We start from the raw sequence: 23649 nt of genomic DNA, 5'->3' as shown, positions 1-23649 counted from the left end.
CTTATCTGCACTACACCGTACAGTACGACTATGAATCTCAATGAGGAGGTACCGGTGGATACGCATACAGAAGTTTCCGTTGATCCGCAGGCATTCCGGGCAGCCATGGGAGCCGTCGCCACGCCCGTCTCCATCGTGACGACCACTCTCGGTGTCCCGCATGGGACAACGGTCAGTGCGTTCGCATCGTTGTCGCTGGATCCACCGATGGTCCTCGTGTCGCTTCAACACGACTCAGACCTGCTCGAGTTGATCACGCGGTCCGGGCGGTTCGGTCTCAATGTCCTCGCCTTCGACCAGGCGGGGATCGCCTCGACCTTCGCAAGGCGTGGGCTCGACCGGTTCGCCGGCGTGGATTGGGTGATGGATCAGGGATTGCCGCGTATTGCCGGCATCGCGTCGTGGGCAGCGTGCCAGGTCGTGGACCTGGTGCGGGCGGGCGATCACACGATCGTGACGGGTCTCGTCGGTGCTGCGGACAGCTTCGATGTCGCCGGCCTCGTTTATCAGCACCGCCGGTTCGGTCACTTCACCCCCGTGGAGCCGGCGGCCTGAGGGCCCTCCTGACAAAACCGAGCCGCAAGTACAGCAATGAATCGGCTGCAGCGCAGCCGCCGAGTGAAGGAACAATGATGTCCCAGTCCGTCTATGCCACCACGCCGAAACCGCGCCCTATCCGCGCCCCCAAACTCCACCACGCGACCTTCATGACCATGGAGATCGACCCCATGGTGAAATTCTACGAGGCCGTCTGCGGCCTGCAGCCGATCTTCTACTCGGAGAACGCCGCCTGGCTGGTTAACGATGAGGCGAACCACCGCATCGCACTTCTCCGCATCCCCGGCACGGTCCCGCCGGTGGACAAACCCCACTCGGCCGGGATCCACCACACGGCGTTCGAATACCCCGACTTCGACTCGTGGCTGGACAACTACGTCCGCCTGCGGGACCAGGACATCCTGCCCGCCTTCAACATGGACCATGGCATGACGATGTCCATGTACTACACCGACCCGGACGGGAACGGCATCGAGATCCAGGTGGACAACTTCCATGACTGGGGCAAGTCGAGCGAGTGGATGTGGGCATCACGCGAGTTCGCGGAGGACCAGCTCGGACCGCAGTTCGACCCGGACAAGCTGGTTGCCGCACGCGAGGCGGGGATGGATCACGAGGAGATTCACCGCCGGGCTTATGCCGGTGAGTTCCGTCCCGCCGTCGAGGTTCCCAACCCGTCGTTCCCCGACCGTTGGGCAGAGAAGATCGCGGCGAACCCCGAGCTCCTGCGCGGAGTTCCCTTCCCGCTCGCAGCGGAGGCCTGACACATGCGTATAGCCAACCTGAACGGCCGTGCCTCCCTCGTGACCGAGGGGGGAGCAGTCGACATCGCCAAAGCCTCCGACGGCGCTTTCGGGCCTGACCCGATGGATGTCTACGAGCGCTGGAGTGACTTCGCCGCCTGGGCGGCCGCGGCCACCCTGCCGGCGGCTGTGCCCTTCGAGCCGGCCGATCTCGGCATCCCGGTCCCGAGGCCTCCGCAGGTGCTCGCCATCGGCGTGAACTACAAGGACCACGCCGCCGAGGCCAACATCCCGGCACCCGATGACCTGATCGTCTTCACGAAGTTCCGCTCCAGCCTCGCAGCGCCCAACGCACAGGTCGAACTGCCAAGCGACGACGTCGATTACGAAACAGAGATTGTCGTGGTTATCGGTAAGGAAGGCCGCCGGATCGAGAAGGCCGATGCCTGGCAGCATGTGGCCGGCATCGCCGTCGGACAGGATTACTCGGAGCGCACTGTGCAGCGCCGTCCCCCCGTACCGCAGTTCTCGATGGGCAAGTCGTTCCCGAATTTCGGACCGTTCGGACCGTACGTGGTCACACCGGACGAATTCCCGAACCGGGACTCCATCTCGTTCCACGCGGTGCTCGAGCGCCCGGGCGAAGAGACAATCACTCTTCAGGACGGCGACACGGATCAGCTGTTCTTCCCGATCGACGAGAGCATCCACCGGCTCTCGCAGATCGTGACGCTGCTGCCCGGTGACATCATCTTCACGGGCACGCCCGCGGGTGTGGGCCTCTCGCGCGGGATACTGATGCGGCCGGGCTATCGCCTCACCAGCACCCTCGACGGCTTCGGCTCGTTTACGAACGAGTTCACCGCGGCATCGTGACCGAGACGTCCGGGGCGCCCGAAGTCACCTGGGCGCCCACCGAGGAGAGCATCCGGAACACCCAGATGTGGGCCCTCCGTGAGCTCGCCCTCGAACGCCACGGCGTGCTCCTCGACGACTATCCTGCCTTCTGGCGGTGGTCGGTCGAGGAGCCCGGGGCATTCTGGGATCTCGTACGTGAGCATGCGGGCCTGATAGGCGACGGGCTGGTGGGACCTGCCCTTTCGGAGCGCCGCATGCCCGGTGCGGTCTGGTACCCGGAGGCGCGGCTGAACTATGCCGAGAACGTCCTGCGGCATGCGGACACCCGGCCGGACGAGGTGGCGATCGTCGGACTGTCCGAGGACGGGCGCATCGAGTGGACCTGGGCCGGTCTCCGTGATCGTGTTGCGGCCCTCGCCGCCCGCCTCCGCGGCCTCGGCGTCGAGCAGGGCGACGTCGTCGCGGGCGTCTTTCCGAACATCCCCGAGGCGATCGCTGCGATGCTCGCGGCCGCGTCCCTCGGCGCGATCTGGTCGGTGTGCTCGCCCGACTTTGCCAAACCTGCCATCGTCGACAGGCTGGCGCCGCTCGAGCCCCGCGTGCTGCTGGGTTTCTCCGGCTACACGTTCAAGGGCCGCGCGGTCGACTCCCGGCCGCTGGTGGACTCGGTCGGCTCCGCGCTGCCCACGGTGACCGACGTCGTGTACCTCGACGACCTCGATGCCTTGCCGCCTGCACCCGCGGACTACCGGCGCCTCCCGTTCGACCACTCCTTGTGGGTCCTCTTCTCCTCCGGAACCACCGGCACGCCGAAGGGAATCGTGCACGGACACGGCGGAATGCTGCTCGAATCCGCCAAGGGAATCGGGCTGCAGTTCGACCTCGGTCCGGGTGACCGCTACTTCACCGCAGCGAACACGTCCTGGATGGTGTGGAACACTCTTCCGAACACGCTCAGCGTCGGGGCGTCAGTGGTTACCTTCCCCGGTGCGTCCGTGTGGCCGGACGCCGACCGCCAGTTCGCACTCGTCGCTCAGACAAAGGCGACGATGCTCGCCACCGGGGCCGCATATCTCGCCCTCGTGGAGAAGTCCGGTCTGCGCCCGGGAGACCGTTACGACCTCTCGTGCCTGGACACCATCATGTCAACGGGATCGGTTCTCGCCCCCTCGACCTGGCGCTGGGTCCACGCCGCGGTCAAGGCCGATGTCCACCTGTCGAGTGATTCCGGCGGCACCGATATCTGCAGCGGTTTCATCGGGGGCAATCCGTGGCAGCGCGTGCACCTCGGTGAACTGCAGGGACCGACGCTCGGAACTCCCGTCCAGGTCCGCGCGGAGGACGGCCGGGAGGCGGCGGACGACGAAGTGGGCGAGCTCGTGCTGACCGGTCCGATGCCGTCAATGCCGGTCCGCTTCTGGGGCGATGAGGATGGCGCCAAGTACCACGCGGCGTACTTCGAAGCCGATCCGTCCGTCTGGACGCACGGCGACTGGATCAGCCGCACCCCGCGCGGGGGTGTGGTGGTGCACGGAAGATCCGACGCGACGCTCAACCGCGACGGCGTGCGGCTCGGCAGCGCGGAGATCTACGCCGCACTGCAGACCCTGGAAGAGGTGCGTAACGGCGTCGTTCTGGGGATCGAAATGCCGGGCGGGCGGTACTGGATGCCGCTGTTCGTCGAACTGGCCGACGGCGTCGAACTCAGCGACGACCTGGCCGCGCGGATCCGGACCGCGATCCGTTCCCGAGCGACGGCGCGGCACGTTCCGGACGCGATCGAGGCAGCGCCGGGCATTCCCGTCACGTACTCCGGTAAGCGGATCGAGGTGCCCTTGAAGAAGGTGTTCCTGGGGTATGACCAGGCCAAGGCGGTCAACCGCGGATCGCTGCAGAACCCAGGCACGGTCGACTGGTTCGTCCAGCGGGCCCGAGTATTCAACGAACAGAATGGAATCGAAGCCAAATGAGCGACAACGATGTCGATGTGCTTGTTGTGGGGCAGGGCGTGGTTGGGCAACTGACCTCGCTCTACCTTGCACAGCGCGGGTACCGGGTGCTGGCCGTTGAGCAGCACCGCGAGCCGTATTCTCTGCCGCGGGCCGTCCATTACGACCCGGATGTCAACCGATTCCTGGCCGGAGTAGGCCTGGATGCGGAGGAGCAGGCCACATTCAGCGAGCCTGCCCTGAGCTACGACTGGCTGACTGCCGATCGGAAGCTCCTGCTGACCTTCCCCGCACCCCTCGATGGTCCGCAGGGCTGGCCGGAGTCCACTATGTTCGCCCAGCCCGACCTCGAAGCCGCGCTGCGGCGGCACCAGGAGATGGCCGAAGGGCTCGAGATTCGCTGGGGGACCGCTCTTACCGGGTTTGACCAGGATGCCGAGGGGGTATCGGCGGTCATCCACGGCCCTGCCGGCGGGGCCACGGTCCGTGCCAAATTCCTCGTGGGATGCGACGGTGCCAACTCCGCCGTGCGGGAACTCGCCGGGCTGGCAATGACGGATCTGGACTTCAGTTCGGACTGGCTGGTGATGGATCTCCAGATGGCCGAGCGTGAATGGACGCCCGAGAACGGCCAGATCTGCGACCCCCTGCGTCCGACGTCTGTTGTCTCGGGTGGTCCTGGGCGGCGCCGCTTCGAATTCATGCTGATGCCCGGTGAGGACGCTGCGGCATTCGCCAGCACGGAGAACGCCTGGGAACTTGTCGCTCCCTGGGAGGTCACTCCCGAGAACGCGGACCTCGAGCGCCTGGCGATGTACACGTTCAACGCGCGGTGCGTCACCGAATGGAGCCGCGGGCGCGTGTTCGTCGCCGGCGACGCCGCGCACCAGATGCCGCCCTTCTTCGGGCGGGGCATGGTGTCGGGGGTCCGCGATGTCGCGAACCTCGTGTGGAAGATTGACCACGTGCTGAGCGGGCTCGCACCGCTCAGTCTGCTCGACACCTATGGGAGCGAGCGGGGTGCACACGTTCAGCATGCGCTGATGATGTCGCTCGAACTCGGCCGGATGATCTGCGAGACCGACCCCGCCAAGGTCGAGGCGCGCGACACCCACTTCCTCAGTGCCGGGCCGTTCCCCTGGAATGCACTTCCCCCCATGCCCCCGGAGATCCTCGGTCCGGGCTTTTTCCCCGGCGGTGCGCCCGGGGCCGATCCGGTCGCCGGCCGAATCGGCGTGCAGGGACGGTTGCGTGGCCTCGACGGCAGCGAGACGGCCGCGGACCGGATTACCTGGGGTGAGTTCGTGGCCTTCGTCGACGGGCGCGTGGTGAGCGAGGACGATGCGGAGCGTATCCGTGCGGCCAAACCAGCCGGATTCCCGTGCAAGGTCATCGAGGTCATGCCCGCCGACACCGCCGCCCGCAACCGCCACAGCGGCAGTGACGTCGACGGCCGATACGGGGAGGTCTTCGATACGGCGGTGGCCGTCGTCTACCGTCCCGACTTCCATGGGTTCGCCTCCGCAAAGACCGTTGACGACGCCGTAAACCTCATGGCCGCCCTTGAACCAACCCACCTACGGGAGTCCGCATGACCATGCTTACTGACAACGACGCCGTCATCGTCTCCATTGCCCGTACCGCCATCGGCCGTGCCCGCAAGGGCGGACTCGCCGACGTGCGCGGCGACGAACTCGCCCGCCAGGTCTTCGCCGGCGTCATCGACCGTGTACCAGGATTGTCCATCGACGACGTCGATGACCTGATGCTCGGCACGGCGGCCCCCGACGGGGAACAGGGTTTCAATATGGCCCGGGTCGTGGCGACGCTGCTCGGTTACGACACACTGCCGGGCACGACTGTGAACCGCTTCTGCGCGTCCTCGATCCAAACCACCCGGATGGCGTTCCACGCCATTAAGGCCGGCGAAGGGGACGCGTTCCTCGTCGGAGGTACCGAGTCGACATCGCACGCGGCCCCTCCGGCCGGGGCGGGCAATGCCGCGTTCGACGCAGCGGCCGAACGCACCGCGCAGGCGATGCTGTCGGGGGCGTCGTGGCACGACCCGCGCACCGACGGCGGGATGCCCGACGCCTATATCCAAATGGGTCACACGGCTGAGTATGTGGCGCGGCTGACCGGAGTCAGCCGGGCCGATCAGGACGCCTTCGCTGCGCGCTCGCAGCGCCTGGCAGGGGAAGCACAGGCCAGCGGCTACCTGGCACGGGAGATCGTGCCCGTGGTGCGGCCGGACGGGTCAATCTTCGACCAGGATGACTCGCTTCGTCCGGGGACCACGGCGGAGGTGCTGGCCGAGCTGAAGCCTGTGTTCTCGCCCGTCGGAACGGTCACGGCAGGCAATGCCTGCCCGCTCAATGACGGTGCATCCGCCGCAGTGGTCGTCTCCGGACGGTATGCGAAGGCGCACGGTCTGCAGCCACTGGCACGCATCGTCTCGACCGCTGTCTCAGGTCTGTCGCCGGAGATCATGGGGCTCGGACCCGTGGAATCGTCGCGGCGGGCGCTGCGTCGGGCCGGCCTGACCATCGCTGACCTCGACCTGATCGAAATCAACGAGGCATTCGCCGTCCAGGTCGTGGCTTCTGCGAGGGAGCTCGGGATCGACATGGACCGTCAGCTCAACACGCACGGCGGGGCGATTGCCATCGGACATCCCTTCGGTGCGACCGGCACCCGCCTCATCGGCACGCTGATCAACGGCCTGTCGACCGAGGACAAGACGCTTGGCATGGCCACGCTGTGCGTGGGCGGCGGGCAGGGGATGGCATGGGTGCGCCACCCCCCCCGGGGAGGGCCAGACGGCAACGCGGCGGGGTGATTTATCCCCCCGCCCGCTTTTCGGTGTTCCTGCGTGCTTAGAACTCGTCCTCATCGACGAACGTGGCGTAGGGCTCCGGCGCGTGCACGAGTTCCTTGGGATCCCACGACGGGGTGTACTCGACCTGGAATCGCGGAGCACTGTCCGGTCCGCCGTTCCCGATCGGCGCTGGGGGTCGGGGGAGGCTGCCGTCCGTGAAGCTCTTGTAGTAATCGGCAACGAACGTGAGGGAGTTCCGGTACTTCCAGATTTTCCAGGCGCCGTCTTCCTTGCGGAAGACCAGGTGGTAGCGGCCCCAGTACCAGAACCCGTGGAGGGGATTGCCCTCGACCCAACCGAGGTGGTGAGCCTCGGCGCCCGGCGTGATCCACGCGGCCTTCGCCGTTTCGAGGTCATCGGCAACCTCGATGACGGGTGTGGACAGGAGGTGCTCGACGTACTCACCGCTGAGGTCGCGGGGCGGGAGGCCCTCGTCGAGCGCGCCGACGAAGCAGCGCTGCGCGGCGTCGGAACCGGTGTAGCGGCCGAACGGGAGTTCGATCACGGTGTCGGGCCGTGTGCTGAAGTACGGCACAATCGGTTCGTTCGCGTATGCGGAGTGGAGGAACTCAATCCTTCCCATGATGTTCGAGATCTCGATGTAGGCCTCGGTTCGGGAAATCCGGCGTTCAAGTGCAGCAATGTCGGTCATGCGGTCTTCCTTATCAGTAGGTGGAGGGCAGTCGGGTCGACTTAGAACATGGGCTCGGCGTAGTCGCCGATACCAACACCGAGCAGCGCGCCGCCGGCGACGGACGCCATGGTTTCGAAGTCGACTGCGGCGTGATTGCGCATGACCTGTGTATCGCGGACGATCCGCTCCAGCGGGTCGCCGGTGCGGAAGATGGAGGCACCGGCTGCCCGCACCACGAGGTCGATGGCTTGGAAAGCTTTCTGCCCGGATCCGGTCAGCCCCAGATTGATGCGGGCGCGGTCTGCGAGCGACGCGGGACCGGTTGAGTGCCGGCCGTAAACCCGGTCAGTGTGCGCAAGTGCGTCGTGTAACTGGAGACCCGCGACCTGTACGAGGTCCCATGCCTTGCCGTAGGTCTGGCGGGTGATCGGCTCGTCGATCTGCTTCTGCTGCGTCTGCATCCGGACCCGCTTACCGAGACCGGCCGCGAAGAGCTCGAGGGCCGCGTCTGCGGTGCCGATCGCGACAGCGGAATGGATGAGGTTGAGCGTGCGGTTCATGGGGTAGCCGATGAGCGGGTATTCAGTCAGTGCCGCACCCTCGTTGTGCTCGGACGAGTATGCGGGGAAGGAAACCGTGCGGTGGCGGGGAACGAAGAGTCCCTCTACCTGGATGTCGTTGGAGCCCGTCGCCTTCATTCCGGGGACGTGCCAGGTGTCGACGATCTCCGTCTCACTGACGGGTACCACAACGCTGAGAGGGCCATCGGGGGACATTGCACTGAGTGCGGCCCACTCGGCGTGTAGAACACCCGAACCGAACCGCCAGGTGCCGGAGAGGCTATATCCGCCCTCCACGGGGGTTGCGGCTCCGGGCGGGCCCGCAGCGGCGACGGTCAGTCCGTACGGTTTTTCCGCGAAGAACTCGCCCTGTGCTTCCGCGCCGTAGCGATAGAGGAGGGTCGAGTGCGAGATGAGGAATGCGGCGATCCAGCCGGCAGAGGCATCGCCCCGCGAGAGGACGCGGACGAGGTCGGCGAACTCGCTGAGGCCGAGTGCGGAGCCTCCGTGTTCGGCGGGCACCATCGCTGTGAAGAACCCGGCTGATTTGAAATCCTCGATGGTCTCATCGGGCTGCCGTCGGAGGTTCTCGGCCTCGGATGCGCGCTCCCGTAATAGCGGGACCAGCTTTTCCGCGCGGGCGATGAGCTCGCTTGCTGTGGGGGCGGTCGTTGTCGTCGTCGACATCGGTATACCTCTCGTGGGTGACGTGATAACCGAACTATACTGTACGTACCAGTTCAGTAGTGCACAATGGTCGCCCGGTGCGCTGCGTTGCGGAAACTGCGGCGGCGAGTCCAAAGCGATCCCCCTTGGCTGATGCCATGAGATGTCCTTCCCCTTACGGATGGGTTTCGGCTGCCGAATGTATATAGGGGCGTGCATCCGAAAGCGGCCGCGCGTGCGGCGGCGGGTGTGCACGCCCGCCTCGATCCGCACCAGCGAAAAGACCCACGAATGTCGCAGCAGCACGCCAGTCAGTCCACCCCGGAGCAGCCACGGGTTGCAGAACCAGAAACCGCAGAGATGGTGACTGCCGGCTCAGTACCTCCGCCGCCGCCTGCCCCGGAGACCGATACCCCAGCGTCCCTGCGGGGTAGGAAAGCACGAGGAGACCGGCGCACGGCCACGAACCCTGCGGACAAACCACCGGTGGACCGACAGGTGGCGAAACGTAAAGCCGCACGGATCTGGCTGGCGGCCGCCGGCGTCGTACTGCTTGCCGGCGGCGCTGTAGGTGGACATTTCCTGACCGACCCGACCCGGAGCGAGGAATACATCGCGCTCTCGGAAGAATCGGCGCAGCGCCAGTCGATGCTCGAGAAGTCCCAGGACGACTACAGCGTTATGAAGGAGGACTACAACAAGCTCTCCAGCGGCATATACGCCCGGGAGACGAAGGTAGGGGAGCGCGAAGAAGCCGCCGCAAAGGCCGAGGCCGATGTGGAAAAGCGGGAATCGGCTGTCACCGCCGCGGAGAAGCAGAAGGCTGCCGACACCGTCAGCGACGGTACTTGGACGGTGGGCACCAACGTTTCGCCGGGGACCTACACAACCGCGGCCGACGTCGGCTCCAGCTGCTACTGGGGGATTTACCGAAGCGGTTCGAACGGTGACGACATCCTGCAAAACGATCTCCCCGGCGGAGGCAGGCCCACTGTCACCCTGTCCGAGGGCCAAGACTTCAAGTCAAGCCGATGCGGAAAGTGGGAGAAGCAGTAATGACGCAGAACGACGCAACGTACCCGGGTCCGCAGAACCCTGCCGACAGCACGGAGAGTGCGCAGATGAAGCCCATGCCGCCGCTGCCTCCGGCCCCTCCCGCACAGTCCGGGTCTCCCGCGCAGTCCGGGACCGGACCGGAGAATCCCGCGGCACCGCCGTTCGGTATGACGCCGTACCCGGCTGCCGTCCAGCTGCCTCCGTCGCGGCGGAACTACGTGCTGTTCGCCGGTGCTGGAATTGTTGTTGGTCTGGGCGCGGGGCTACTGCTTGCGCAGATCGATATGTCCGGATCTCCCGAGCCGTCCACAGTGTTATTCGACGCGGTGCAGAGTTGTGGCGTCCATGAACAAACGGGTATTGAGCTTGGCGATTCCGGACAGAGTCTAACGATGGATAGCGAGGGCACTGATTACCTCGAGGAGGGGGTCGACTACGCGGACATCGAATGCGTGCTCCAGGCCCTTGACATACCCGACAGCGTAACCAGCCGAATGGACAACACGAGAGCCCTGGACGGGCGGCAAAGCGCAGAGTGGGGCGGATTCTCCGCGTCCTGGAGCTACCACCCCGACAGCGGAACAAACGTGGTCATTGAGAGCGTGGAACCGGGCGAGGATTAGTCTGGCTGCGGCTCGGCTGCGGACCGGTCCAACCGACCGACGGAATCTGAGGTGCTGAGGCACCAGCGGACTTCAGCAGCGTCCCCTGCGGTATCAGCAGGGGACGTTTTCTGTACTATCAACGGACTGGGGAGCGACTGCTGCCCTGTCGACTATTGGGGGATCCACGCCGTGCACATTCCTGAAATACTGACCGAAGAGCAAACCGACAACGCCGTTACGTTGCTCAAGAACTACTACACCGAACCCGTTTCCAAGGGCCGGATCCGCACCGGAGCGCGCTTCGACACCTGGGCCGGAGGTGGAGACGCACCCGAGGTCGTCAACACCATCACAGCGGATGACGTGCTCGCCGCCTCGTTCCTCTCCGTTCGCTTTTCCCCGACGGCGGTCATTGGCGTCCTTGAGACGCGCCGCGAAGACATCACCGCACTGCTTGCCCAGATCCCCGTTGATCTGGACCTGACGGCCCTCAGCCGCGACGAGGTGGAGAAGGTCCTCGGTGAAGATGGCCCGGCCTGGCAGCTCTGGAACATCCTCCGCGGAAAGGATCTTCAGAAGAAGGAAAAATGGGGGATTGGACCAACCAAGGCGAGCAAGCTGCTGGCCCGGAAGCGTCCCCGACTGATCCCCATCTGGGACTCAGTGGTGAAGAACGAGACGAAGCTGAAGGGCTCCCTGACCCAGTGGGATGACTGGTACGAGGCGCTCACCAAGGACAGCGGCGCTCTCGCCCTCCACCTCGATGAAATCCAGCGCCGCGCAGAGCTCCCGCACCCCGTTTCCCGGCTCCGCGTCATGGACGTGGTCCTGTGGATGCACGGCACCGGCGGCGGCGCGACCCAGCCCCCGACCGGCGAAGACGAAGAGGCTTAGCCCCGCAATGTGCATCTACTGAGCAGATAACGGGGTTATCCCCGCGGAATAAGCCCGTTATCTGCTCAACCGATGCGGCTGTGCCCCGTTATCTGTACAACCGGCGCGGAGAAGCCCGGTATCTGTACAACCGGCGCGGCCCGCACGTTCATAGTGCAGTTGATGCTGCGTACCGGCCGGCCAGGGGAGACTAACTGCACTATGAACGCGTCCGGGCCCATGGATCGCGCAGAAGTACCTACCTCCTGTGACTGCTGTTTCTGGTGTGGCAACAGCAGCGACATCCCATCCCAGTGAGTGGGAAATCCTGCAGGACGCGCCGCCTTCTGGGCAGCTGATGCCGCCTCGGACCATGTCAGCCGGCGTCGGCTGCACAGAACGTGAATCCTTGCGAAGTGCGGATGTGACCGCAAACACAAAGTGCATTAGCGTTGTACTTCCGTCAACGCAGCCGGAGCCACTCTCCGCACCCATGCTGCGTCATCACTTGCCCCTATGAGGCGGCACGACATGGAAAGGGGTGCCGGGTGGGAACCTCGCTCCACGAAACCGAGCCCTCGCTCAAGAAAGTCCTCGGCCGGATCGACGTCCTGGCCCTTGGTTTCGGCGCAATGATCGGTTTCGGCTGGGTGGTGCTCACCGGCGACTGGCTGATCAATGCCGGCACCCTCGGCTCGGTGCTGGCCATGCTGACCGGCGGCGTCATTATGGCGGTGGTCGGACTGACGTACGCCGAGCTCTGCGCGGCGATGCCCAAAGCAGGCGGCGAGCACAACTACATCATGCGGGCCATGGGTCCGCGGACCTCCTTCATCGGATCCTGGGCCATCATCGGCGGCTATGTGACCATCGTGGCGTTCGAAGCCGTGGCCCTGCCCCGCACCGTGCAGTACATCTTCCCGGACCTGAGCCAGATCCACCTGTGGACCGTGGCGGGCTTCGACGTGCACCTGACCTGGGCGCTGGTAGGTGCGGTTGCCGCCGTCGTAATCACCTGGATCAACATCCGCGGCGTGAAGGAAGCGGGCATCGTGCAGACCTTCGTGGTGCTTTTCCTGCTGGCCATCGGGCTGGTGATGATCGCCGGGTCCTTCACCGGAGGGTCCGTGGCCAACATGGAGCCGTGGATCAACAACGGCATGACCGGGTTCTTCGCGGTCCTGGTGGTGGTGCCCTTCCTGTTCATCGGGTTCGACGTGATTCCGCAGTCCGCCGAGGAAGTGAACATCCCCGCCAAGCAGATCGGCAAGCTCGTGGTGGTCTCCGTGGTCCTGGCGACCATCTGGTACCTCATGGTGGTACTGACGACTTCCTCGGCCATGTCCGCCGGAGACCTGGCGCAGACGGACATTGCGACGGCGGACGCGGTCGGAGCCATGTTCGGTTCGGACCTCATGGCCAAGATCCTGATCGCCGGCGGCATCGCAGGCATCCTGACCTCGTGGAACTCGCTGCTGATGGGTGCTTCCCGCCTGATGTATTCCCTTGCCCGCTCAGGAATGCTCCCGGCCTGGTTCGGCCGCCTGCATCCGAAATACCACACCCCGCACAACGCACTGCTGTTCATCGGGGCCTTGAGTTTCCTCGCTCCGTTCGGCGGCGCGGAGATGCTCGGCTGGCTGGTGGACTCCGGGGCGCCCAGCATCGTGCTGGCCTACACCCTGGTGGCGATTTCATTCCTCATCCTGCGCCGCCGCGAACCGGACATGGACCGTCCGCTGCGGATCGGCGGGCGCGGCAACGGCGGCATCGTCATCGGTATTGCCGCCGCGGTCTTCGGCCTGGCCCTGTTCAGCCTCTACATGCCGGGCATGCCTGCGGCGTTGGGTGTCGAGCCGTGGGTACTGTTCGCCGCATGGTGGGTGGTCGGCCTGGTCTTCTTCTTCCGGGTGCCGGCCGGCATCAAGGCAGGCCCCGACGCCGAGGAGCACCTCCTTGCCCGGCTTCGGTCCCGCGTGCGGCAAGGCTGATTGGGCGGGCCGTTTTCTTTGCCGGCGGAAATCCGGACCGAATAACTAAACGCAGACAATGATGGGGGACCAATGATACTGAACAGGATGCTCACCGACGAGGAAGTCTTCGCAGAGCACCGGAGGCTCCTCGCCCGGGGCGAGAAGCGATTCCTTCATCGGACGGAGTTCGGCAACCTCCACAGCTACGCCCCGGACGAACTCGGGTTCCGGCCGGACGGTGCTCCGCCGTCGGACCACCCCAATTCCTGGGTGGTGGGGGTGCTTCTCCTCATCCTGTATGCGGTATTTACCCTCGTTTTCACGGCCATTGGCCTTTTCGCGGCGGATGACTGGATGTTGAGAGTGATTGCGGTGATTCTCGTGGCCGCGATGCTCTGGTCTACCGTTCGAGTTGCTGTAGCGAGCCGGAAGGAATACCGGGCCGCGAGGGTGCGGAAGCAGCGAGGGCTTCCGAGGCCCGGCCGCCAGGGTGTGGTTGCCCTTCCTGACGTTGTCGACGGGCGTTTCGGTTTCCGGCACTGACCGGACGTCGCCCGCTGCACAGGGATCCTCGTCGCGGAGGGGGCTGGGGCGGTTTCCGAAAATCCGGTGTACAGATAACGGGCCTATGCCGGCCGAATAACCCCGTTTTCTGTACACCGGACGGGGCTAAGCCCCGTTATCTGTACACCGGACGAGGCTAAGCCCCGTCATCTGTACAACCGACGAGGCTAAACCCCGCTATCTGTACACCGGACGAGGCTAAGCCCCGTCATCTGTACAACCGACGAGGCTAAACCCCGCTATCTGTACACCGGACGAGGGTAAGCCCCGTTATCTGTACAACCGGCGCCGCCCGCACGTTCATAGTGCAGTAGATGCTGCCTCTGGACCGGCCAGAGGACATCAACTGCACTATGAATGCGTCCGGCCGCCGAATCCCCGGCAGAAAATCCCCATCCCACCCCCGCCCCCAAGCCCACGGGCCCGCCCCCAAGCCCACGGGCCCGCCCCCAAGCCCACGGGCCCGCCCCCAAGCCCACGGGCCCGCCCCCAAGCCCACGGGCCCGCTCCACCCGGCAACCCCGCCCGGCCGGGCCTGCTCCACCCGGCCCACCCGGCCCGCCCCACCCCGCCCGTTGCAAAAACATCACGTTAAACCGGGTTTGAAGCACCTCGGGGCGCTTTGTGAAGCAGGTAACGGTAAGGTTGCTTGGTAGTTTTCGCCCGGAGACCAAACACGGACACCAAACACGGACACCAAACACGGACACCAAACGCCGGGCGGCGACAAGAAACAGGCGACAAGAAACATACGCAACCAAAGTGAAGAGGTCTTGATGTGTGGGAATTCGTGGCGGACCGGTATCAGCAGATCCTGTTCGCCGGATGGCAGCACTTCAGCCTAGTTGTCCAGTGCCTCGTCCTTGCGACCGTCATAGCCGTGGTCATTGCGGCCCTGGTGTACCGCAATAAGACCCTCAGCGGAGTGGCCAACGGCGTCTCCGCAGTAGGCCTGACGCTGCCGTCCTTCGCCCTGATCGGCCTGCTGATCGCGCCCTTCGGGTTCGGCGCCGTGCCGGCCGTGATCGTCGTGGCGTTCTATGCCACCCTGCCCATCCTGCGTAACGCGGTGGTGGGCCTGGCCGGGATTTCCCCGACCGTCGTCGAATCCGCCCGCGGCGTCGGCATGAGCCGGCTGCGCACGCTGCTGCGCATCGAACTGCCGCTGGCCTGGCCGGTCATCCTCGCCGGCGTGCGGGTGTCCGCCCAGATGGTTATGGGCATTGCCGCCATCGCGGCCTACGCCCTCGGCCCGGGACTGGGCGGCTTCATTTTCACCGGACTCTCCCGCCTGGGCGGTGCCAACTCCCTCGAATCCGTGGTGGTCGGCGTCGTCGGCGTCATCCTGCTGGCCCTGATCCTTGACCTTCTCCTGGTCGGCCTCGGCCGGCTCACAACCCCGCGAGGTATCCGTGTCTGAGACTCTTTCCCCAACCACCGGCGACACAGCCACCGCCACCGGCATCCTGCTTGAAGACGTCACCAAGCGCTTCCCCGGACAGGACAAGCCTGCGGTCGGCGGGCTGACCATGGAAATCCCGCGGGGCAGCATCGTGATGCTGGTCGGCCCGTCGGGCTGCGGCAAGACCACCACGCTGAAAATGATCAACCGGCTCATTGAGCCCTCCAGCGGACGGATCATCCTCGACGGCGAAGATGTCACCGGGATCGACGGCGACCAGCTGCGCCGCGGAATCGGCTACGTCATTCAGGCAGGCGGGCTCTTCCCGCACATGACCGTGGCGGCGAACATCGCCGTCGTGCCCAAGATGCTCAACTGGGACAAGGACCGCATCCAGGCCCGGGTGGACGAGCTGCTCGAACTGGTTTCCCTGGATCCGGCCCTCTACCGGGACCGCTACCCCAAGGAACTGTCCGGCGGGCAGCAGCAGCGCGTGGGCGTGGCCCGTGCCCTGGCCGCCGATCCGCCCGTGCTGCTTATGGATGAACCGTTCGGCGCCGTGGACCCGATCACCCGCCAGCGGCTGCAGGACGAACTGCTGCACATCCAGTCCGAACTGCAAAAGACCATCGTCTGCGTCACCCATGACTTCGACGAAGCGGTGAAGCTGGGGGACTGGATCGCCATTTTCGACGAGGGCGCCCAGCTGGTGCAGTATGACTCCCCGGAACGGATCCTCGCCAACCCCGCCAACGAGTTTGTGGAAAACTTCATCGGCTCCGGCGCGGGCCTGAAGCAGCTCACCCTGACCCGCGTGAACGAGGTGGAGCTGGCCGCGCCGATTACCGCCGGCATCGGGGACCTAGCCAGCGACACCCTCTCCCGGCTGCAGGGCGCGGGCGAGCAGAACGCCGTCGTGCTGGACGAACGGGAACGGCCCATCCAATGGCTCTCCCGCCGCCAGCTCAGCCGCCTGGACCGGCATACCGACGCCGTTGATCCCAAGCTTCCGGTGATCAGCGAGCAGTCCACGCTCAATGACGCGCTGGACACCATGCTGGTCTCCAGCACCGGCGCCGCCCTCGTGACCGGTCCGCGGGACCGGTTCCTCGGCCTGGTCACCGTCCAGACCGTAATGGAAGCGATCACGGCAGCGAACGACGCCGCGCAGCAGGGCTCGTCCGGCGCACCGGTGGGCCTCAACAGCGGCGGCATCCGACGCGGGACAGAGACAGACGCGCAGGCAGCAGTGCAGGACGACGCCGGTGCTGCCGCCGGCCAGGGCACGCGATGACGGCCGTCCCCACGGCCGCCCAGGCCCGGGCCGAAGCCGAAACCGGTGCCGGCCCGACATCCTGGCGGCCGCTGCTGCTGCAGCTGGCCGGCATCGCGGTGGCCTTCGGGCTCCTGATGCTCTGGCTGACCACTGCCGACCTCAGCGTCACCGAGCGCACCACCCTGGACCCCGCGGCGCTGTGGGAGTACACCGTGCAGCACCTCCTGCTCACCGGAGTGTCCGCGGTGATCGTGCTGGTGATCGCCATCCCGCTGGGCGTGCTGCTCACCCGCGGACGGATGCGCCGGGTCACGGGACCGGTCATGGCGGTGGCCAACATCGGCCAGGCGGCGCCGGCCATCGGGCTGCTGGTGCTGCTGGCCTTCTGGGTCGGCTTCGGTTTCCGCGCCGCCATCGGCGCGCTGGTGGTCTACGCCCTGCTGCCGGTCATGCGGAACACGATGGTGGGCCTGCAGCAGGTGGACCCGCGGGTTGTGGAGGCCGGCCGGGGCGTCGGCATGAGCAACGCCCAGGTGCTGTTCCGGCTGGAACTGCCGCTCGCGGTGCCCGTGATGCTCTCCGGCGTCCGGACCGCACTGGTGCTCTTGGTGGGCACCGCCACCCTGGCCACGTTCGTCAACGGCGGCGGGCTGGGGATCCTCATCACCACCGGCGTGAACCTGAACCTGACCACGGTGCTGGTTGCCGGAGCCCTGCTGGTGGCGCTGCTGGCCCTGGTGGTCGACTGGATCGGCCGGCTGGTCGAGCACATCGCCCGGCCGAAGGGACTCTAATGAAAAAGCAGCCAAACGCACGCGTCCGCCTCGCTGCGGCAGGAGCCGCCGCCGTCGGCCTGCTGCTGGCAGGCTGCGGACTGCAGCCTGCCGCCTCCTACGTGCCGGACGCGGACCCCGGGCTGATCCAGCCCGTCGAGGGCCTGCCCGACGACGCCAAACTCACCATCACCAGCAAGAACTTCACCGAACAGCTCATCCTGGGCAAGATCGCTGTGCTGGCCACCAAGGTCGCCGGCTTCGACGTCACCGACCTGACCAACGTGCCCGGCAGCCAGCCGGCGCGGGAGCTGCTCCTGTCCGGGCAGGCCGGCATGACCTGGGAATACACCGGCACCGGATGGATCGCCTACCTCGGCCAGAGCGAAGGCATCCCGGACAAGCAGGAACAATGGCAGGCCGTGCATGACGCGGACCTGGCAAACGGTGTCACCTGGGGCGATCCGGCACCGCTGAACAACACCTATGCCATGGCGATCCGCAGCGAGGCCGCCGAGGAGCTGGGCGTGGTCAGTATCTCGGACATCACGAACCTGCCGGTGGAGGAGCGCACGTTCTGCCTTGAGGCCGAGTTCAACTCGCGTCCGGACGGCATGAACCCGCTGCTGGAAAAGTACGGCATGCCGCGCGGGGCGCCCAACGGCGTGCCGGACGCCAACATCGGCATCTATGACACCGGTGCCGTGTATTCGGCCACCGACGCCGGGGAGTGCAACTTCGGCGAGGTCTTTGCCACGGACGGACGGATCGATTCGCTGGGACTGACCGTGCTCGAGGATGATCTGGCCTACTTCCCCGCCTACAACGCGGCGCCGGTCTTCAATACCGAGGCGCTTGAGGAATATCCGGAGCTGGTGGACATCTTCGCGCAGGTGTCCCCGTTGCTAACGGACGAGGAACTGCGCAAGATGAACCTTGCCGTGGATGTCAACGGCCAGGAACCCGCCGACGTCGCGTTCGACTGGATGGTCGGGAAGGGCCTGATTACCGCTCCCGAGTGAGGTGGACCCCGTGGACCTACCAGGCATCCTCGACGCCGGCCACATCGACGACGCCGCCGAACTGCTGCGCCGCTACTACACGCAGAAACTGACCTCCGGGCATGTGCGGACCGGGGCGAGGTTCGACACCTGGGCCGGCGGGGGAGACTCCCCGCAGGCCGCGGACCGGATCACCGCCGATGACCTGGTTGCGCTGGCCCTGCTCGGCGAAGAAATCAAGGGACCGGCGGTGGTGGGGCTGCTCGAGACCAAGGCACCGGAGATCGGCGAGCTGCTGGAACTGATTCCGGTGAGCCTGGAACTGGCGGACGTGACCGGCGTCGAATACGTCCACGTCCTCGGCAAGGACAGCCCGGCATGGCTGCTCTGGGAGATTTTCCGCGGCTACCGGGGCGGGCAGTGGAAGATGGGCCCCACGAAAACCAGCAAGCTCCTGGCTCGCAAACGGCCGAAACTGATTCCGATCTGGGATCCGATGGTTGCCCGCAGCATCGGGGCGGGGACCTCCCTCACACAGTGGGAGGAATGGCATGCGCTGCTGACCGCCAATGACCGGGAACTGGTCCGCCTCCTGGACGAAGTCCAGGACCGGGCGGCGCTGCCGGTCCGGGTGTCCGCCCTGCGGGCCATGGACGTGGTGCTGTGGATGGACGCCAAGCAGCGCGGTTTCCGGGCGGCGCCGGGCGACGACGACTGAGCCGGAAGGAGCAGGGCGCGGACTTCACGGAGGGCGCCGGGGAGAAGACAGCTCCCGCCGTAAATTCAGGGGTAGGGTGCTTGAAGCAAATCAACTGGCCTGGGGGCTTTAGTAATGCAAGCAGAGATTGATCCGGCCGAGCCGCGGAAAGCGAATCGACGCGGCAGGCGGAAGGGCACGGCTAAAGAGCATCCGGCGACCAACCTGATGATCGGCGCTTTTCTCCTGATCGTGGGAATCGTTTTCGGAGCCACTGACCTTGGGCACGCACGGGAGGACCACCGTCTGATGGCCGACGGGGTGCGCACCCAGGGCGTCGTCACGCAGGTGGACTTCGAGCGGACAAGCAAGAGGAACATGCGGAAAGTCATCTCCGTTGCGTACGACGTTGAAAGCGGACACACCCATTCCACGAGTTATAGCGAGCGGTACCACCGCAAGAAGGAAGGATCCACTTCAGACGTCTACTGGGAGCTGGTCGGCAGCAAAGTGACGCTTTTCTACGACCCTGCCCATCCCGGCAAAGCCGTTGTAGAGGGCGACGAACGCACATTTTCCGGCGTGGTACTGCCCGGAGGGGTCGCTGTACTCATGAGCACCATGTTCCTGGTTCCGGCGATACGGGGCTTTAGGAAAAAACGAAAGGCAGCAGCATCAGAAAGTACTCCTGCAGCAGCCGAGGAAGCCGCCACTAGTTCCGGTACGTAAACACGGTCAGCCCGCCGGTCGCGAAACGGGGGATGTCGGCGTTGGCTGCCTGCCCCTCGGCGGTGGTCAGGGACTCCTGCATGGCCGATTCGTCGTCGAAATCGGCTTCAAACAGTGCAAAATACGGCGGCTGCTCCTCCGCCGACCTCAGCTCCTCGGAAGCCCGCAGCTCGCGGAGACCGGGGATGTTGCGCACCAGCGGCAGGTGCACGTTGCGGTAGTGCCGGCGGAAGGCAGCCGGGTCCCGCGGCTGCCGGAACAAAACAACGAGGGTGTGCATGCAGAAAAGGTAACGCTCTCGGTGGCAACGGGACAGAGGGTTTGCCCGACGCCGGTTAAGGACAGCGCGTCCCGCACCGGACTAGAGTCCTCAGTACGCCGGGGCCGCCATGCCCGCGGTCCCGCAACGAAGAGGAACCCTAATGTCACTTTCCACCCGCGCCGCCGCCGAGACCCCGACGCCGGAGCTTCCGGACAGCATGCGCGTCTCGGTCCTGCGCGTCCCGGCCACCCGCGGCGGAAACGCCGACGGCGCCGCGGACCAGACCGTGCCCAATCAGCTCTCCGTCGATGAACGCCCGCTTCCGCAGCTGGCGCCCAACGAGGTGCTGGTCCGGGTGGCCGCCGTCGGCGTCTGCGGCAGTGACGTGCATTATTTCCGGCACGGGCGGATCGGGCAGTTTGTCGTGGAGGAGCCGCTGGTCCTGGGGCACGAAGCGTCCGGGACCATTGCCGCCGTCGGCGCCTCCGTGGATCCGGCCCGGATCGGCCAGCGGGTATCCATCGAGCCGCAGAAACCCTGCCGCCGCTGCGAGCAGTGCAAGCAGGGCCGCTACAACCTGTGCCCGGACATGGCCTTCTACGCCACCCCGCCGGTCGACGGCGCCTTTGCCGAATACGTGGCGATCGAGTCCGATTTCGCCCACGCCGTTCCGGACGCCGTCTCGGACGAGGCCGCCGCCCTGATGGAGCCGCTCTCGGTGGGTATCTGGGCCTGCCGGAAGGCCGGCGTCGGGACCGGACAGCGGGTGCTGGTAGCCGGTGCCGGGCCGATCGGCGTGATCATTGCCCAGGTGGCCCGCGCCTTCGGGGCCAGTGCCGTGTACATCAGCGACATCGCGCAGGACCGGCTGGACTTCGCCGCCCGGCATGGAGCCACGCACACCCTGCATGCCTCCCAGTCGGTGGACGGGCTGGGAGTGGATGCGTTCATCGACGCCTCCGGAGCTCCCGGCGCGGTCCGCGCCGGCATCCGGGCAGTGGCCCCGGGCGGCCGTGCCGTGTTGGTGGGCATGGGGGCCGAGGACGTCGAACTGCCGGTCGGCGTGATCCAGAACCGCGAAATCTGGCTCACCGGCGTCTTCCGCTACGCCAACACCTGGCCGACGGCCATTTCGCTGGTCGCAGAGGGCAAGGTGGACCTGGACGTTTTGGTCACCCATGAGTTCGGGCTCGGCCAAGTGCGGGAAGCGCTCGACGCCGGCCGGGAACCCGGGGCGCTGAAGGCCATGGTCCAGCCGTGGCGCTGACGGGAGCGGCGGTGGCGGGACCGGATCCGGTCCGCATGGAACGGAGCGGGAAAAGAAAACTCCGCGGCGCACCTCGACACTAAGTTACTGAGCGGTAATATAGCGGGCATGCACCTCATTCTGCGCACCATCCTGACCCTGTTCCGCGCCCGACGCCGGCCCAAGCTGGGCTTCTTCGAGACTTCCTCGGTACCCATGAAGGTCCTGGTCACGGACATCGACTTTGCGATGCACCTGAACAACGGCATGTACTTCTCGCTGATGGACCTGGGCCGCTTCGATCTGCTGGTCCGCAGCGGCGTCTGGGACATCATGAAAAAGCGCGGCTGGAGCCCGGTGGCGAACAACGAAACCATCAGCTTCCGCAAATCGCTGCAGCTGCACCAGCAATACAGCATTGAAACCCGGGTCATCGGGTTCGATGAACGGGCCATCTACATCGAGCAGCGCATGGTGGCGGACGGCGAGATCTACGCCAGCGCCGTCATCTGCACCCGCCTGGTATCCAAGAACGGACCGGTGAGCAACGAGGAGATCTTCGAGGCCGTGGGTGCCGTCCCGCCGTCGGACCTGGAACTGCCGGAGTGGATCAACGAGTGGCGTGCCGCCGTCGCCCTGCCGAGCACCCGCCGCCCCGCTCCGCACACCTGGGCCTAAGCCGAGCTGCCGCCCCGGGCGTTGTCCGGAACCGTTGACACCCCCGGATGCCGGGCCGAACCTAGAAGCAGGGGGACCTAGGAACGGGGTGCTCGGTGAAGCTGACGGTCAACACTTTTCTAACGTTGAACGGCGTGATGCAGGCTCCGGGCAGCAGGGAGGAAGACCCGTCCGGCGGTTTCACCGGCGGCGGGTGGCTGACTCCGCATGCTGACCCTGACCTGGAGCAGATTGTCTCCGAGTGGTACGGCATGGCCGATGCACTGCTGCTGGGGCGCAACACGTACGACATGATGCAGCCCTACTGGGAGGCCGCAAACCAACCCGGGGACTTCATTGCCACAGCCTTGAACAACCTGCCGAAGTATCTGGTCTCCGCGGCAATGCCGCCGGCACCCTGGCACAACACGCTCCTGCTCGAGGGGGAGCTGATCTCCAGCGTGGAACGGCTGAAGTCGCGGCGCAGCGGCGAACTCCAGGTGCACGGCAGCTATCAGCTGGTCCAGGCGCTGGCCGCGGCCGGGCTGGTGGACGCGTACCGGCTGCTGATTTTCCCGGTGGTGGTGGCCGAGGGCAAGCGGCTCTTCGAAGACATCCGCCAGACCGCCTCCTACAGCGTCTCGCAGCCGCAGACCACGCGGTCCGGCGCCGTCTGCGTGACGCTGCACCCGGCCGCGCTGCCAGCGGGAACCGGTTCCGGAACCGGACCCGGGTTCTCCTTTTGATTCCTTTCCGACGACGCCGGATAAGGAAGAAAGTTTCCGCTCTGCGATAAAGTGAGGGCAATTCGTGGGGAGGGGCAATCATGGCTGAACGGGCCGCCGGATCCGGCGTGCAGTCGGTGGAACGGGTCTTCGAGCTGCTCGAGCTGATTGCCGACGCCGGCGGGGCAGTAACGCTGAGCGAACTTGCCGCCTCCACCTCCCTGCCCCTGCCCACCATCCACCGGCTGCTGCGCACCCTCGTGGGCCGGGGCTACGCCCGGCAGCTGCCCAACCGGCGTTACGCCCTCGGACCGAAGCTGATCCGGCTCGGGGAAGGCGCCAACCTGCAGCTCGGTGCGCTGGCGATGCCGCAGCTGAAGGGCCTTGCGGACGATCTGGGGGAGACCTCCAACATGGCAGTGCTCGACGCCGACATGGTGGTCTACGTTGCCCAGGTTCCCTCGCGGCATTCCATGCGGATGTTCACGGAAGTCGGCCGCCGGGTGCATACCCACGACACCGGCGTCGGCAAGGCGATCCTGGCGCAGCTGCCGGATGAACAGGTCCGCAGCATCGTGGGCAGGGCGGGCATGCCCACCCCCACCGGGCACAGCCTGGGCAGCGTCGAGGCGCTCCTGGCTGACCTGGATGGCATCCGGGAACGCGGCTACTCCGTGGACGAGCAGGAACAGGAACTCGGGGTGCGCTGCTTCGCCATGGCCGTTCCCAACGCGCCCACGCCGTCGGCGGTTTCCGTCTCGGGGCCGGTCTCGCGGGTGGATGAAGCCTTCGCGGACCGTGCGGTGCCGTTGCTGCGCGAAGCCGTGGAGCAGATCTCCGCCGAGCTGAACCGCTAGGACCTTTCCCGGGAGCCTTCCCGGGCACGGATAAGGGCAGGTGCCGCGGCTGCGGTACCTGCCCTTTTCTCAGTGATGCGAGGTGATGCGGTGTGATCTAACCGTGT

At 66.0% G+C, this 23649-nt stretch carries 24 protein-coding genes; 21 read left to right on the top strand and 3 right to left on the bottom strand.

All coding sequences use genetic code 11. The features are described 5' to 3' along the window. Positions 1 to 30 precede the first annotated feature (30 nt). From LOC56_RS03730 to LOC56_RS03705, 6 genes are all read left to right on the top strand, one after another. Positions 31 to 555: a flavin reductase family protein gene (locus LOC56_RS03730; protein WP_229950605.1), complete on the top strand. Its 525-nt coding sequence runs from the start codon at positions 31 to 33 to the stop codon at positions 553 to 555. 74 nt (positions 556 to 629) lie between these two features. Further along, a complete protein-coding gene (locus tag LOC56_RS03725) occupies positions 630 to 1322 on the top strand; it encodes a VOC family protein (RefSeq protein ID WP_229950604.1) in 693 nt (230 codons plus the stop codon). Between the two features lie 3 nt (positions 1323 to 1325). Then, positions 1326 to 2177 carry a fumarylacetoacetate hydrolase family protein gene (locus tag LOC56_RS03720; protein WP_229950602.1) on the top strand — a complete coding sequence of 284 codons (852 nt, stop codon included), beginning with the start codon at positions 1326 to 1328 and terminating at the stop codon, positions 2175 to 2177. Next, complete coding sequence (locus LOC56_RS03715; protein ID WP_229950600.1) at positions 2174 to 4129, top strand: acetoacetate--CoA ligase; 1956 nt, start codon at positions 2174 to 2176, stop codon at positions 4127 to 4129. The genes LOC56_RS03720 and LOC56_RS03715 overlap by 4 nt, the downstream gene beginning before the upstream one ends. Next, positions 4126 to 5703 carry a bifunctional 3-(3-hydroxy-phenyl)propionate/3-hydroxycinnamic acid hydroxylase gene (locus LOC56_RS03710; RefSeq protein WP_229950599.1) on the top strand — a complete coding sequence of 526 codons (1578 nt, stop codon included), beginning with the start codon at positions 4126 to 4128 and terminating at the stop codon, positions 5701 to 5703. Before LOC56_RS03715 ends, LOC56_RS03710 begins: the two co-directional genes overlap by 4 nt. Next, the gene (locus LOC56_RS03705; protein ID WP_229950598.1) at positions 5700 to 6947 is read left to right on the top strand and encodes an acetyl-CoA C-acetyltransferase; all 1248 of its coding nucleotides are present in this window, start codon (positions 5700 to 5702) and stop codon (positions 6945 to 6947) included. Before LOC56_RS03710 ends, LOC56_RS03705 begins: the two co-directional genes overlap by 4 nt. A gap of 37 nt (positions 6948 to 6984) precedes the next feature. Here LOC56_RS03705 and LOC56_RS03700 read toward each other — a convergent pair whose 3' ends face one another. Together LOC56_RS03700 and LOC56_RS03695 are read right to left on the bottom strand one after the other, a co-directional pair. After that, on the bottom strand, positions 6985 to 7638 hold the full coding sequence (locus LOC56_RS03700; protein ID WP_229950596.1) for a nuclear transport factor 2 family protein: 654 nt from the start codon (positions 7636 to 7638) through the stop codon (positions 6985 to 6987). Between the two features lie 41 nt (positions 7639 to 7679). After that, positions 7680 to 8867, bottom strand: coding sequence for an acyl-CoA dehydrogenase family protein (locus LOC56_RS03695; RefSeq protein WP_229950595.1), 1188 nt, complete (start codon positions 8865 to 8867; stop codon positions 7680 to 7682). Between the two features lie 477 nt (positions 8868 to 9344). Between LOC56_RS03695 and LOC56_RS03690 the strand changes: the two genes are divergently transcribed. The 11 genes from LOC56_RS03690 (at position 9345) to LOC56_RS03640 (ending at position 19795) form a co-directional block, all read left to right on the top strand. Continuing rightward, positions 9345 to 9902: a hypothetical protein gene (locus LOC56_RS03690; RefSeq protein ID WP_229950594.1), complete on the top strand. Its 558-nt coding sequence runs from the start codon at positions 9345 to 9347 to the stop codon at positions 9900 to 9902. Next, complete coding sequence (locus LOC56_RS03685; RefSeq protein ID WP_229950592.1) at positions 9902 to 10525, top strand: hypothetical protein; 624 nt, start codon at positions 9902 to 9904, stop codon at positions 10523 to 10525. Before LOC56_RS03690 ends, LOC56_RS03685 begins: the two co-directional genes overlap by 1 nt. Positions 10526 to 10696: 171 nt before the next feature. Beyond that, on the top strand, positions 10697 to 11401 hold the full coding sequence (locus tag LOC56_RS03680; RefSeq protein ID WP_229950590.1) for a DUF6308 family protein: 705 nt from the start codon (positions 10697 to 10699) through the stop codon (positions 11399 to 11401). 527 nt (positions 11402 to 11928) lie between these two features. Beyond that, positions 11929 to 13371, top strand: a complete 1443-nt coding sequence (locus tag LOC56_RS03675; RefSeq protein WP_331460906.1) for an APC family permease — start codon at positions 11929 to 11931, stop codon at positions 13369 to 13371. Between the two features lie 87 nt (positions 13372 to 13458). Next, positions 13459 to 13896 (top strand): hypothetical protein, encoded by a 438-nt coding sequence (locus LOC56_RS03670; RefSeq protein WP_229950588.1) that lies wholly within the window; start codon positions 13459 to 13461, stop codon positions 13894 to 13896. A gap of 799 nt (positions 13897 to 14695) precedes the next feature. Next, positions 14696 to 15337 (top strand): ABC transporter permease, encoded by a 642-nt coding sequence (locus LOC56_RS03665; protein ID WP_229950586.1) that lies wholly within the window; start codon positions 14696 to 14698, stop codon positions 15335 to 15337. Then, the gene (locus LOC56_RS03660) at positions 15330 to 16613 is read left to right on the top strand and encodes an ATP-binding cassette domain-containing protein (protein WP_229950584.1); all 1284 of its coding nucleotides are present in this window, start codon (positions 15330 to 15332) and stop codon (positions 16611 to 16613) included. Before LOC56_RS03665 ends, LOC56_RS03660 begins: the two co-directional genes overlap by 8 nt. Next, the gene (locus LOC56_RS03655; RefSeq protein WP_442860063.1) at positions 16610 to 17389 is read left to right on the top strand and encodes an ABC transporter permease; all 780 of its coding nucleotides are present in this window, start codon (positions 16610 to 16612) and stop codon (positions 17387 to 17389) included. The genes LOC56_RS03660 and LOC56_RS03655 overlap by 4 nt, the downstream gene beginning before the upstream one ends. Further along, a complete protein-coding gene (locus LOC56_RS03650) occupies positions 17389 to 18390 on the top strand; it encodes a glycine betaine ABC transporter substrate-binding protein (RefSeq protein ID WP_229950582.1) in 1002 nt (333 codons plus the stop codon). The genes LOC56_RS03655 and LOC56_RS03650 overlap by 1 nt, the downstream gene beginning before the upstream one ends. Before the next feature lie 10 nt (positions 18391 to 18400). Beyond that, the gene (locus LOC56_RS03645; RefSeq protein ID WP_229950579.1) at positions 18401 to 19087 is read left to right on the top strand and encodes a DUF6308 family protein; all 687 of its coding nucleotides are present in this window, start codon (positions 18401 to 18403) and stop codon (positions 19085 to 19087) included. A 114-nt stretch (positions 19088 to 19201) separates the two neighbouring features. After that, entirely contained in the window at positions 19202 to 19795 is a 594-nt protein-coding gene (locus tag LOC56_RS03640) for a DUF3592 domain-containing protein (protein WP_229950577.1), read from the top strand. Here LOC56_RS03640 and LOC56_RS03635 read toward each other — a convergent pair. Further along, entirely contained in the window at positions 19779 to 20075 is a 297-nt protein-coding gene (locus LOC56_RS03635) for an EthD family reductase (protein WP_229950574.1), read from the bottom strand. The two genes, LOC56_RS03640 and LOC56_RS03635, sit on opposite strands and share 17 nt — an antisense overlap. A gap of 142 nt (positions 20076 to 20217) precedes the next feature. Here LOC56_RS03635 and LOC56_RS03630 point away from each other — a divergent pair, with 142 nt between their 5' ends. The 4 genes from LOC56_RS03630 to LOC56_RS03615 all read left to right on the top strand — a co-directional run bounded on the left by LOC56_RS03630 (position 20218) and on the right by LOC56_RS03615 (position 23542). Next, positions 20218 to 21324, top strand: coding sequence for an NAD(P)-dependent alcohol dehydrogenase (locus tag LOC56_RS03630; RefSeq protein WP_229950572.1), 1107 nt, complete (start codon positions 20218 to 20220; stop codon positions 21322 to 21324). Positions 21325 to 21432: 108 nt separating this feature from the next. After that, a complete protein-coding gene (locus LOC56_RS03625) occupies positions 21433 to 21981 on the top strand; it encodes an acyl-CoA thioesterase (protein WP_229950569.1) in 549 nt (182 codons plus the stop codon). A gap of 95 nt (positions 21982 to 22076) precedes the next feature. After that, a complete protein-coding gene (locus tag LOC56_RS03620; RefSeq protein WP_331460905.1) occupies positions 22077 to 22706 on the top strand; it encodes a dihydrofolate reductase family protein in 630 nt (209 codons plus the stop codon). A gap of 80 nt (positions 22707 to 22786) precedes the next feature. Further along, the gene (locus tag LOC56_RS03615; protein WP_229950566.1) at positions 22787 to 23542 is read left to right on the top strand and encodes an IclR family transcriptional regulator; all 756 of its coding nucleotides are present in this window, start codon (positions 22787 to 22789) and stop codon (positions 23540 to 23542) included. Positions 23543 to 23649: the final 107 nt, after the last annotated feature.

This window comes from Arthrobacter sp. zg-Y179 (assembly GCF_020907345.1).
GTDB lineage: Bacteria > Actinomycetota > Actinomycetes > Actinomycetales > Micrococcaceae > Arthrobacter_B > Arthrobacter_B jinronghuae.
The sequence above is the reverse complement of the archived record's forward strand: the minus strand, read 5'-3'. Positions and strand labels throughout refer to the sequence as shown.